This is a genomic window from Paenibacillus sp. 32352 (genome assembly GCF_002042965.1).
Classification (GTDB): domain Bacteria; phylum Bacillota; class Bacilli; order Paenibacillales; family NBRC-103111; genus Paenibacillus_S; species Paenibacillus_S vulneris.
Map to the genome: position 1 here is coordinate 943481 of NZ_MZNT01000001.1, position 12448 is coordinate 955928.

A 12448-nucleotide genomic window follows, 5' to 3' on the forward strand; every position below is an offset into this window, starting at 1 on the left:
AAAAATGACGTCACTTTCGATTAGTATGTCCTTTTGCTCACTGCCGCCGCTTGCGGAGGTGCAGAACCGGCCGGCCCATCCAACAACAGCTCCGCTGCCGATGGCTCAAAATCCGATACCAAGGATGCGAATGTGACCATCCGTTTTGCGACATGGGATACGGCTAGTTCCCTAGAAACGTACAAAGCGGTCGTGGCTGGTTTTCAGGCTAAATATCCGAACATTAAAGTACAGGTTGAATCCGTGCCGGACAGCTATGAGCAGAAAATATTCACATCGCTTGCAGCCGGTAATGCTCCGACCTGAGCGATTTTCTATAACAAAACTTTATTCGACAACGTTCCTTATCCGAAAGACGATTGGACGTATGATGATTTCTTGAATGCAGCACAGAAGCTAACCGGTAACGGGGTGTACGGCTTTGTTACCAAGCCAAAAATACGTATCATTTTATGTAGAACTTATTATTTCATCATCGAAAAAAGAGCTATATAATGTATGACACCATATATGTCGGGTGACAAGAACATTATCTCATTAAATGTCGCGTAAATCGCGGATTTTTTTTTGTTATGGGATAAAGTTCTTGTCAAATCTCAATGACAAGAACTTTATCCCATTCCCGACAATGGTTACATAACATCGTAATGACGAAGTTTAGTACCAAAAAGCTTATTCCGACCAGCTTCCTTCAATCAATCATTTGCTGCAATAGCCGGCGATGTGCTTTAAGCATCGGCTAGCAGGAATTCAAAAAGATGAACTTAAAGTATTGGATATTGGATACACTTGAAAGTCATCCAGACTCTAGCGCCTATAGAACAATTTTTTACGGAGATATTATAGGGTGTCCGAATAGTGGGATGGGTGCAATGGTTGTAAGTATCGATGGAGTTGTTCATGCTATTAACGGTATTGCGATTGGATATTATAAAAACCTCCCGACATATACTGGAGAACACTTTGATGAGTATGTGTTGGCTTGTAGAAAGGGGTTAGAGGAGACCAAACTGGATCCAGTAATTGAACCTTGAACAAGGATTAATTTGAAGGCATATCACGTTTTGATTGCTCTCAGTTGAATGTAAGGATGCCTTAGAAAAGTAACCAATTGCAAGACGACAAGAACATATATCGTTTGCCGAAAAAGACAAGAACACATATGGTTAACCGTGATTGATAAGATCCTCAATACATATGTAGTTTTTAGCGTCAAAACGAGTTACGGTTACAGAAGTCCATCCTTCATTACGGCAACGGTTTATTTACTACTGTTCCCATCTTCGGTTCCCTTCTTCGCCAGCAGCGCCAATTTGTTGTCTAGCATCCGGGCGAGAAGAGACTGCGATTGTTCCAATTCTCTTTTCCTATGGTCCATCTCCTTCATCTTCTTCCGCAAAAATTCAATGGCCCGGGAGAGTTCAAGTTTGTCTACTTCCTTCAAAATAACTTTGATTTCCCTTATCGTAAAACCCGCAGCCTGAACCCTTTTGATCAGTAAAAGGTGTTCGACCGCTTCCTCGGTATAGTCGCGATAATTATTGTCTCTGCGGTCAACGTGGCGTCTATCCAGCAATCCTTCCTTCTCGTAATAACGAATGGTCGGCGGATTTAACCCGGTCTTCTGTGCCAGCACATGAATTTTCATACTTTCCTCCCATGTAAGGCTTGACCTTCAAGTAAACTTTATAGTTTATACTTTAGAGGTCTAATGGAACCTTGTCAAACCCATTGGCACAATTGTCGATCAGAAGGAGGAGCTGTGAATGAACGCTCAGAAAAGAAATTTACCGACCAGAGCTGTAGTTTTGGGGGGCGGTGGCGTGACGGGCATCGCATGGGAGGTTGGCGTCTTAGCGGGACTGCTCGAATCCGGAGTAGACCTCCATCGAGCAGACGTGATCATCGGAACGTCAGCTGGTGCATTTGTCGGAGCAGCCTTGGCCAGTGGATACGACATGAATAATCTGTTTGTCGCCCAGTCGGAAACGAACTCGGCCGAGATACCGGTCGCCGCGTCCGATGAATTGAGGCAAGCGTGGTATCGGGCATTTGCCACGGGAGGAAGCGATCCGCGAAAAGTCGGGGCAGAATTTGGCCTTATCGCCAAAAATAATCCCTCCCCCGTATCGCCTGAACAGCGGCGCACCGTGGTCGAGAGTCGCCTTGTGACCAGAAAATGGCCGGCGAATCTTAAGGTGACCGCCATCGATGCCGACACCGGGCAACTTCATACTTTCGATCATCAATCGGGAGTTTCTTTGCTCGATGCCGTGTCGGCCAGCGGAGCCGTTCCGGGAATTTGGCCGCTTGTATCGATCGGTGACCGCTTCTGGACCGACGGAGGAATGGTGTCCACGACCAATTCACGACTAGCTGAAGGCTACGAACGGATCGTGATTCTCTCTCCGATGCCAAATGGTTATGGCTCCATCCCGGGAGCAGCGGAAGATGCGGCAAGCATGCGTACAAGCGCGGACGTTTATCTCATAACTCCCGATGAGCGCAGCGTTGTGGCCATCGGCCCAAATCCATACGACGCGGCCCGCCGCAGCGTAACAGCGATCGCCGGGCGGGAGCAGGGATGCGCTATCGCCGAAGCCGTTCTGACTATATGGTAAGATTCTTTCCTAACGGACGATTTCGCTCGTTCATCTACCCGAGTGCAAAGGCCCCCTCAAAAATCCACTTTCTCTATTAATTCTTTACTTTGTATTCTCTTAATTACTTGACAAAAGGTAACTAGTTAGATAATTTAATACATAACCAGTTACCTATTGGAGGGGGTGGAAAAATGAAATTACCAATCAAAAAAGAAATCACACCTAAAGCATATATTTATGGATCAATTTTCTCATTATCTAATCGTTTGCAACTTTTAGGTGATAGAAGATACAAGGAGCTTTCATTAAAACAAGCTTTTGTGTTGTGGAATATCTCTCTTTTTGATGATTACTTTCTTAACCTAAAAGACATTGCTCATATGGTTGGTACTTCGAGTCAGAATGTGAAAAAAATCATTAATATTCTTGAGAAAAAAGGTTTTGTAAAGGTAGGAAAAGATGAATCTGACAGAAGGAGTTTGCGTGTTGCTTTAACAGCTAAGGGCAAAGTGTATTACTTGGAAAGAGGTAAGAAGGAAGAACAGTATTTGGAGGAGTTGTTTGCTGACTTTGATGATGAAATGCTTATGGGATTGTATCGAGGACTAAATAAACTTATGGAAAAAACAGCTCAAGAACAAGGAGGAAAATAATATGGCAGTTTATATGAATGAAGTATCGCGCACCTTCGGTGAGTATTTACTAATTCCAGGTTACTCATCTGTAGAGTGTATACCGGCAAATGTTAGTTTACAGACACCCTTAGTGAAATTTAAAAAAGGAAATAAACCTCCTATGTCTTTGAATATTCCTTTGACATCAGCAATTATGCAGTCTGTTTCTGATGATACAATGGCAATATCTTTAGCAAAAGAAGGTGGACTTTCTTTTATTTACGGAGCACAATCTATTGAAAGTCAGGCACAAATGGTTGCTCGTGTTAAAAGTTATAGAGCTGGCTTTGTTGTTAGTGATTCTAACATATCTCCTGAAGGTACTTTAGACGAACTGTTAATGTTAAAGAAGAAGACAAATCATTCGACTGTAGCAGTAACAATTGATGGAAGTTCTAGGGGGAAATTAGTAGGCATTGTAACTAGTAGAGATTATCGAGTTAGTCGGATGACTTTAGACACTAAAGTTAAAGATTTTATGACACCATTCGAAGACTTAATCTGTGGTAATAAAGATACCACATTAAAAGAAGCGAATAATATTATATGGGAGCACAAATTAAATTGCCTACCAATCATTGATGAAGAACAAAGATTGATTTCTATGGTATTTCGAAAAGATTACAATACGAATAAGAAAAATGAGAATGAGTTGATTGATGAATCTAAAAGATATATGGTTGGTGCAGGTATTAATACTAGAGATTATGTCGAACGAATTCCAGCATTACTTCAAGCTGGAGTAGATGTTCTTTGTATTGACAGTTCCGAAGGATTTACAGAATGGCAAAAGATTGTTCTTGAATACACCCGGAAGAATTATGGTGATACCGTGAAAATAGGGGCAGGAAATATAGTTGATAAAGAAGGCTTCCGTTTCCTTGCCGAAGCTGGTGCTGATTTTGTAAAAGTAGGAATTGGCGGCGGTGCAATTTGTATTACACGAGAACAAAAAGGCATCGGGAGAGGTCAAGCTACCGCATTAATTGAGGTAGCGAAAGCTCGTGATGAATATTTTATTGAGACAGGAATCTATGTACCAATTTGTTCTGATGGAGGTATTGTACACGATTATCACATTACATTGGCACTAGCTATGGGAGCAGATTTTCTAATGTTAGGAAGATATTTTGCCCGATTTGATGAAAGCCCCACTAAAAAAGTGAATATAAACGGTAATTATATGAAGGAGTATTGGGGAGAAGGAAGTACAAGGGCAAAAAATTGGCAGAGATATGACTTAGGAGGTGACGAAAAACTTTCTTTTGAAGAAGGAGTTGATTCCTTTGTGCCCTATGCAGGAAGCTTAGAAGATAATGTTGGACTTTCGTTAAGCAAAGTACGTTCAACAATGTGTAATTGTGGTTTCTTGACAATTCCTGAACTACAAAAAAATGCCAAGCTAACCTTGGTTTCCTCTACAAGTATTGTTGAGGGTAGCGCACACGATGTTCTACTTAAAGATAGTCGTCAGATTTTGTAACAATTAATTGTTAGTGAATCCCATCCCCTCACTGTCTATCATTCATCATATAATGTAAGACGACAAGAACATACACGCTTAAAAGCCGCATCGTGAAGTGACCCCAAAAAGTTAGACACGGTTATTTCATCAGGCAGCTTTCTCAGAATGAGTTCGGTACTGTACCGGACTCATTTTGATTTTTGCTTTTAACCGTTTGGTTTTGTAGTATTCAATATATTTTTTCAATTCTTCCTTGAAATGTTCCATGCTTTTAAACTCTTTATAGTACAGAAACTCTGTTTTGAGAATGCCAAAGAAATTCTCTATGACGACGTTGTCGTAACAATTCCCTTTTCGTGACATGCTTTGGAGAATGCCTCTTGACTTAAGCGCATAGTGATATTGCTTCATTTGGTAATGCCAACCTTGATCTGAATGAAAGAGAAGATGGTGCTTTTCCGGCAGACGCTCCAGTCCTGCATTCAGCATCTCAGCTACCAGAGAATATGTTGTTCGTGAACCAATGGTATAGGTAATAATTTCCCCATTGAATAAGTCCAAAATAGGCGAGAGATACAGCTTTTCTCCAAATAACTTAAACTCGGTGATGTCCGTTACCCACATCACATTTGGCGCCTCCGCCTGAACTGGCGATCCAGATGATCCGGTGCAGTCTTGCCGACTGTCCCTTTATGTGACTTATACTTTTTCATGCGGACTAGTCATTTAAAGCCCATCTCCTTAATGATCCGCTGAACCTTCTTGTGGTTCACTTTATTTACCTAGTGCTGAGATTCATCTATTAGATACTGGTCATTTTGCATTGGAAACACTTGCAAATGAGATAGGTGAGTTAATTTTAAAGAGAAATAATATCTAATACAAAGCAGTTATGCATCTCAAGCTATTGAAGTCCATTACCAACAATAAAAGAGAAAAAATATGCCGTTACTTCGTTTTGACTTTATTAAAGGAAGAGATAATGAAAGCTTAAAAAACTTTTAGATGTAACTCATGCTGTTGTTGTAGAAGCTTTTGATGTTCCGAAACGTGATCGTTACCAAATTGTGAATTAGCATCCAGTAGAACATATGATTATTGAAGATATAGGGTTACAGCTTAACCCCACTGACAATTTAGTTGGTTTATCAGTTATAAGCAAAGATAGACCAAAAGAGATAAAACAATAAGGAGAACCTATTTTTATAACGCTATCCACTTTTAACAGAACATTGTTTAATGAGATTCGATCTGACTCATATTCTAAGTTGTTTCTTCTTGCCCTAACAATAACTTTGATCCTTTCGACGACAAAATAACAAAGCGAGTTAGCACTACAAGTACGGCGAGTATGACAACTGAAAACAGTAAAATTCCATAATACATTCCAAGCCTTTCCGCAATAAATCCGAGTCCTAAAACTGGAACGCTAACACCAAGATACGCAATTGCATAGTAAATGGATACAGCGTCGGCTTTGCTCTCTTTTGGGGCAATTTCCGATACAAAATGCAAACTTAATGATGAAGTTGGACCGTGTCCAGCCCCAGCAATCAACGTACTCACCAAAAGTAACCATAGAGCATGAGTAGGGATTGAGATACTTACACAAATGATACCAATAGTTAAGAGACTGAAACCTGTAAGAATTGAACTTTTAAATGTCAGTTTGTTTAGTACAATCTGCATGACAGACGAAGAGCCAAGCATAAGAAAGACAACTGCTCCCGAAATGGCAAGATTCTTGATGCCAACTAAGGTTGTTACAAATGTTGGTGCCACAACCATGAAAAATCCAGCCACCGCCCAAGCGAGCACTCCAACAAAACAAGCCGTAAGAAATTCAAAACGAATACTTCTTGGTAATTTTGGCAGATGAAGATGAGGTTTGTCAGTTCTTTGGTGGAAAGAGTCTTTCATAGTCAAGGTAAAAATAATTGCAGGTACGAGAAGAATTAAATGAATGAAATATGGCAAACGAATTGGGAAAATTGTGTATTGAGCGACTATTCCCGAGTATAATGGACCGATAGCACTACCAATCGCAATGGCTACCGAGGCAACAAGGGATGCCCTTTTACGGTTAGTGGGTCGTAATTCAGCTAAGGCCGCTATGGCACTTCCGTTGAGAATACCTACACAGAGGCCTTGAATGGCACGAGCTAGAAATAACATCCAAGTTTCTTGAGCAACAGCGAAGATGATCGTCCCAATCGTTGCTAACAAAACGCCACTTACCAACATTTTCTTTCTGCCAAAACCATCAGACAGTTGACCGAAGATCAAACTGGATGGAATCAACACAAATGCGTAGATGGCGAACATTAGGGTTATCGTACCACTCGAAAAGTGCCATATACTGCTGTAAACCCCATAAAGCGGTGAAGGAACATTTGTCCCAAGCATGACAGCACACAATGTATACGCAATTATCCAAAACAAAACTGATTTAGAATAATTATGTCTCATAACATTACTCCTTTCTGTAGATTATTATAAGTACTATTGTTCTAGTAATACGGAACAATATAACATGGAGAAAGGAGTTTGACAATAGTTCTAGGAATATGGAACAATAAGTTCAGGAGGTTTAAAAAAATGAGGACACTTTTTCACCCGAAAATAGAGGATATTCAATTAACAATGGTGTTTCATGCCCTGAGTGATCCGACTCGCTTGGACATGGTAAGGGGAATGCTACTAGATCCTTTATTCAATTGCTCTGCTCGCTATCCGAACATCCCAAAATCAACTCGATCTCATCACTTACGAATTTTACGAGAATCGGGACTTGTTTTAGTAGAACCAGTGGGGACCTCGCAAAGTGTATCAATACGTCGTGAGGAATTAGATTCACGTTTTCCAGGACTTTTAGACACTATTACGAACACCATTAACCCTATCTGACTTGTAGTATGCGGAATGACACAAATTTCTCCTTATAGTAAACGGTAAACAGAAGCAGTGACACTAATAAGGGGAGAATTGTGTCATTAATGAGGGATATAATATAATTATTATAATAAATAATACAAAATTCGACTTTTGTGTGAATGTCTATATGAAAAAGCCCTATTAGGGCTCTTCTTGTTGGTAGTGGTGCGGCCGTGTCCAGTAACATTCATATGCGAACTTAATTAACATTTGTCTCGAACTTTATCCAACTAGTTCGTGTTTATATGTTACAGTATTGCAGTTTAGTTCGGAATCATTTACCGCTTGGCGGACCTTATGGTGTAATCCCGGCCGGTTATTCTTAGTAGCATTGTCCATTATGGACTACATCCAAGCCGCTCGTTCCTCTTTAACGCATTAGTTGCCCTAATGGCGGCTTTTTTGTGTTTTCGCAGCATTAATTTCTATATGAAACAATTTACAATTAATATAAAATTCTGTTGGTCGTTGCATTGATAACGGACCCATGGAATCCTTTTGGGGAACTTGAAATGTGAGAAGTATTATTTGCATAAATACCAGACCTTTGAGCAATTAAAGAACGACATTGATGCTTATATTCACTTTTACAATTACGAACGATTACAGAAAAAAACTAAACAGCCACAGCCCCATGGAATTCAGGGCTAAGTTTTTTCTGTAAGACCTATATTCCAATAACAGGATATAGAGGTTCAAATGCCCAACGGTGTCGGATTTGCAATATACAATAACGCCAGCTGCCGAACTATTCCTCCAAGATTCGTATCAGCCTGTCAAAATCCCGTTTTGGTTCATGTGGTATAGGAATGGACCATTGTCATCTCTGATGCAAAGTGAGTAAGATGGCGGTACATGCCGGTAAGGGAGGGAGATCAAGAACGCTGAATTGCATGACCACGACCAAAATTGTAAGCAGTTACATTTGTGGTTGAGAGGCAGGAACATTTGAAAACAGGAGGATGGGTATGAAAAGAAGACGGTTGGCTCTTATTTTAAGTGTTGCTATGGGTCTTTCATTATTCCAGCTGCCGATGCCTGCAGCATTCGCCGCTTATGATTCGCTGCCGGCGTTCCCGGGGGCGGAAGGCTTCGGTTATGCCGCTGCCGGAGGGCGCGGAGGTGAAGTGTACCACGTCACCAGCTACGACCTCACAGGACCGGGGACGTTCCATGACGCACTGACAACGGCCGGATCGACGCCGCGGACGATTGTATTCGATATTTCGGGCGAGCTCACGATCCCTCAGATCATCGTTTCAGGCAAGTCCAAGATTACCATTGCAGGCCAGACTGCGCCGGGGGACGGAGTGACGATCCGCGGCAACAACATCCGGTTTGTTAACTGCAGCGATATCATCATTCGGTATATGCGGTTCCGGATGGGGGCGCAAGGCTTTAACGACGATTCGATGTATTTGGAGGACTGCCGCAATGTGATGATCGATCACTCCTCCTTTTCCTGGGGAACCGATGAAGTACTGTCCATCAAGAGCAAAGATTACAACAATCCGAAATCCAAAAATATTACGGTTCAATGGTCGATCATTTCGGAAGGCTTGCTCACGCATTCCATGGGCGGACTGGTAGAAATGAATACGATTACAATGCATCATAATCTGTATGCTCATAACAACGACCGCAACCCGAAGACCAAGGGTATAATGGATTTTGTGAATAACATTATTTATAACTGGGGCGGTTACCCTTATGTGGCCGGAGGCGAATCTGGTACGAAAGGCTACGGTAATGTCGTCGGCAACTATTTCATCGCAGGCATGAATTCCGCCAACCCGCAATATGGGGTTGTTCGCGGTAATGAGAACTACAATCTTTATCTTAAAAACAACCGTATCGACAGCAACAAGAACGGGATTCTCGATGGAACGGATACGGGAACCGGGATGATGGAAGCGGAAAGACCTAGCCTCATCGTGCCGGAACGCTTCGAATATCCGCCGGTACATACGCAAGAGCCCGAAGCGGCTTATGAAGATATACTGAGTCACTCCGGCGCATCGATCTCTCGGGACAAAGTGGACGAGCGGGTGATCGATAGCGTGCGTCATCAGACCGGAGCTATTATCGGGAATGAAAATGATGTCGGAGGGTTTCCTCAGCTGGCCAGAACCAAGGCTCCTCTCGACACGGACCGCGATGGAATGCCGGACGCATGGGAGATAGCCAAAGGTTTGAACCCGAACGACCCTGAGGATCGAAACGGCGATCTCAATGGTGACGGTTACACCAACCTCGAGGACTATCTGAACGAACTGGCGGCTCCGGGCTTCCCTGCGAATTATCCTCAAACGCCGCCTGCGTGGTCGGGAACGCCATTCGATCCGCCGGCACAGCCCGCGACAGAGCAGCCTGAGCCGGAGCCTGCACCTAGCATGGACGGGAAAACGCTGCGAAATGTCGTCATTCACGATAACAGCGGCAGCGGTACCGCCAATGCGGCAAACTGGTCGGTACAAAGTAATTTTCAGCCTGGCGATTTTGTAGCCGGAGATCGTATGACTGGAAGCAAAACGTATAAATTTGTGACCATACCGGATGAACTCAAGGGCATGGAGTGGATTCGCTCCGCGGTAGCCTCCAGAAGCTCGACCAGTGCGGATTTGCTATCCTTCTATTTAGCTGCGGATGCGGACGTATATGTCGCCCATGATTCGAGGATTTCGTCCCGCCCGCAATGGCTGACATCGGCATACGAAGATACGGGAATGGTCATCGCCGATGACCAGCCGGTACAGTACAAGCTGTTCAAAAAGCGTTATCCGGCAGGCTCTCGCGTAGTCATGGGGGCAAATAACAACACCTCCAACATGAACTATTTCGTTATTCTGAAGCCGGTAAGCCCGGACACGAAGGCTCCAGCGGCAACGCCTTCGGGGCTTGCGGGTGAGCTAACGGCAGGGCCCGCGATTTCGCTCCAATGGGAGCCTGTCGATGGTGCGGATCAGTATTTGATTTATCGATCCACGTCGACGATGCCGTACTTTAAAGTCATCGGAAGCTCCAAATCCACGGAGTACACGGATGCCGCCACGGAGCTCGGGATTACGTATCAGTATAAAGTGTCCGCCGTCAATGCGGGCGGCGAATCCCCGCAATCGAGCCCTGTGGAAGTGCTTGCCTTCGATCCGTCGAAGCCGAAGCCGTCGGTTCCTACAGGACTGCAGGTAGCGGATGCGAAAAGTATGTCCGTAGCACTGAAATGGTCACCTGTGAATGGTGCTGTCAGCTACGAAATCTACAGAGCCGCTTTACCGAACGGCGCGTATCAGAAGATCGCGGCCGTATCCAAGGCCGCATTCACCGACAAGACGGTTAGCCCGTCCACGTCGTATTCCTATAAAGTAGCTGCGGCGGGAGTCGGAGGTGCATCCGCCCTGTCCGAGGGTGTCAGCACGACGACGAAACCGCAGGTTGCGCAACCGCAAGCGCCGGAAGGCTTGACAGCGGGTGAGGTGACAGCCGCCGCGTTCGCCATTCAGTGGAATCCGGTTAATTCGGCAGAACGTTACTACGTTTACAGGAAAGGGATCGGCGACAACGATTTTACCCGGCTCGGCAGTACGCTTTCGCCTCGTTATCTCGATGATACGGTAAGCGCGGACCGCGCCAGTTACATCTACAAGGTGACGGCGGAGAATGAAATGGGCGAATCGGCAGCATCTCGCGAGCTGGCTATTGATATGCCGCTGCCCGCGACGCCTTCGCAGCTTTTTGTCGGATTAAAGGGAGAGACGTTCGTCGGGCTTATCTGGACATCCCATGGCGGGGCGACCCAATATAATGTGTACCGGGAATCAGCAGGAGAACCGATGCAATATGTAGGATATGCCAAGGTGGATACGTTCTACGATCGTACCGTCAAGCCGGGGGTAGAATACACCTACTATATCACCGGGAAAAACGCGAGCGGGGAATCGGGGCCGTCCAATCGGGTAACGGTCAAGACGCCGGAGACATCCAAGGACATAACGCCGCCTGTTACGACGACGGACGCCCAGCCAGGCTGGCATAACACCGCTCAAACGATCAATCTGATTGCGATTGATGCCGAGGGCTCTGCTGTATCAACCTATTACAGCGTAGACGACGCTCCATTCCAGGCAGGCAATCGGATCGAGATCGGTCAAGAAGGAGTGCATACGCTCCGTTATTACAGCATTGATGCATCAGGCAACCGGGAAGACGTCCAATCTGCACAGGTGAGCATCGATCTTACCGGACCGGCCGTTCCGCTGTCCGTTACAGAATCGGTCTATCATTCGGATGCCGTGAATATCCGTCTGGATATTACGGATGCGCTGAGCGGCGTGGATCAAGTGAAAGCGACGCTTGACGGCAAAGAAGTAAGTCTGCCGATTACAGCTGCTCCCTATGAGCTATCGATCGGTGATCACGCAATGACGGTAACGGCGACAGATCATGCCGGCAACGTAACGGTTCAGCACGGGGTATTGAAGGTTGTGATGAACCGCGGTTACTTGGATGAAGCCTTACAGTCGGCGTATGATCAGGGCCTTATCACGAATAAAGGTATCCTGAACAGCCTGCTCGCCAAAGTGAACCGTATCCAAAGCGAAACGGATCCTGCGAAGATCATCAACGCGTTGAATTCGCTTGAGAACGAACTAAAAGCGCAGGCAGGAAAGCACATTGATGCGTCCTTCGCACAGCATCTGCTTTCGGATATCGATTATTTAATAAGACAAGCTAAGGATCAACCCTAAGAAAGGGTAAAGACGATTGCTTCCCGA

General features: G+C 44.6%; 10 protein-coding genes and 3 pseudogenes. 10 read left to right on the forward strand and 3 right to left on the reverse strand.

Annotated features, from left to right (window positions below; translation table 11 throughout):
• Positions 1 to 132: 132 nt before the first annotated feature.
• Positions 133 to 306, forward strand: a complete 174-nt coding sequence (locus B1728_RS36120) for an extracellular solute-binding protein (RefSeq protein WP_179135872.1) — start codon at positions 133 to 135, stop codon at positions 304 to 306.
• Positions 307 to 758: 452 nt separating this feature from the next.
• Positions 759 to 1034, forward strand: coding sequence for a hypothetical protein (locus B1728_RS04095; RefSeq protein ID WP_079908872.1), 276 nt, complete (start codon positions 759 to 761; stop codon positions 1032 to 1034).
• Positions 1035 to 1261: 227 nt separating this feature from the next.
• Here B1728_RS04095 and B1728_RS04100 read toward each other — a convergent pair whose 3' ends face one another.
• Positions 1262 to 1648 carry a MerR family transcriptional regulator gene (locus B1728_RS04100; RefSeq protein ID WP_079908873.1) on the reverse strand — a complete coding sequence of 129 codons (387 nt, stop codon included), beginning with the start codon at positions 1646 to 1648 and terminating at the stop codon, positions 1262 to 1264.
• 118 nt (positions 1649 to 1766) lie between these two features.
• Here B1728_RS04100 and B1728_RS04105 point away from each other — a divergent pair, with 118 nt between their 5' ends.
• From B1728_RS04105 to B1728_RS04115, 3 genes are all read left to right on the forward strand, one after another.
• Positions 1767 to 2621 carry a patatin-like phospholipase family protein gene (locus tag B1728_RS04105; protein WP_079908874.1) on the forward strand — a complete coding sequence of 285 codons (855 nt, stop codon included), beginning with the start codon at positions 1767 to 1769 and terminating at the stop codon, positions 2619 to 2621.
• 173 nt (positions 2622 to 2794) lie between these two features.
• A complete protein-coding gene (locus B1728_RS04110) occupies positions 2795 to 3256 on the forward strand; it encodes a MarR family winged helix-turn-helix transcriptional regulator (RefSeq protein WP_079908875.1) in 462 nt (153 codons plus the stop codon).
• Between the two features lies 1 nt (position 3257).
• The gene (locus B1728_RS04115; protein WP_079908876.1) at positions 3258 to 4760 is read left to right on the forward strand and encodes an IMP dehydrogenase; all 1503 of its coding nucleotides are present in this window, start codon (positions 3258 to 3260) and stop codon (positions 4758 to 4760) included.
• Between the two features lie 129 nt (positions 4761 to 4889).
• Here B1728_RS04115 and B1728_RS04120 read toward each other — a convergent pair.
• A pseudogene (locus B1728_RS04120) lies at positions 4890 to 5518 on the reverse strand (IS3 family transposase); the annotation flags it as partial.
• A gap of 2 nt (positions 5519 to 5520) precedes the next feature.
• Between B1728_RS04120 and B1728_RS36685 the strand changes: the two are divergent.
• Both B1728_RS36685 and B1728_RS37170 read left to right on the forward strand, forming a co-directional pair.
• Positions 5521 to 5622 (forward strand): annotated as a pseudogene (locus B1728_RS36685) (alpha/beta fold hydrolase); the annotation flags it as partial.
• Between the two features lie 62 nt (positions 5623 to 5684).
• Positions 5685 to 5929, forward strand: a pseudogene (locus B1728_RS37170) (tautomerase family protein); the annotation flags it as partial.
• Between the two features lie 76 nt (positions 5930 to 6005).
• Here B1728_RS37170 and B1728_RS04130 read toward each other — a convergent pair.
• Positions 6006 to 7211 (reverse strand): MFS transporter, encoded by a 1206-nt coding sequence (locus B1728_RS04130; protein WP_079908877.1) that lies wholly within the window; start codon positions 7209 to 7211, stop codon positions 6006 to 6008.
• A gap of 174 nt (positions 7212 to 7385) precedes the next feature.
• Between B1728_RS04130 and B1728_RS04135 the strand changes: the two genes are divergently transcribed.
• From B1728_RS04135 to B1728_RS04145, 3 genes are all read left to right on the forward strand, one after another.
• Positions 7386 to 7649, forward strand: a complete 264-nt coding sequence (locus B1728_RS04135) for an ArsR/SmtB family transcription factor (protein WP_256865231.1) — start codon at positions 7386 to 7388, stop codon at positions 7647 to 7649.
• Between the two features lie 555 nt (positions 7650 to 8204).
• Positions 8205 to 8327 (forward strand): IS3 family transposase, encoded by a 123-nt coding sequence (locus B1728_RS04140; protein ID WP_179135873.1) that lies wholly within the window; start codon positions 8205 to 8207, stop codon positions 8325 to 8327.
• Between the two features lie 317 nt (positions 8328 to 8644).
• Complete coding sequence (locus tag B1728_RS04145) at positions 8645 to 12421, forward strand: OmpL47-type beta-barrel domain-containing protein (protein WP_144027746.1); 3777 nt, start codon at positions 8645 to 8647, stop codon at positions 12419 to 12421.
• Positions 12422 to 12448 lie beyond the last annotated feature (27 nt).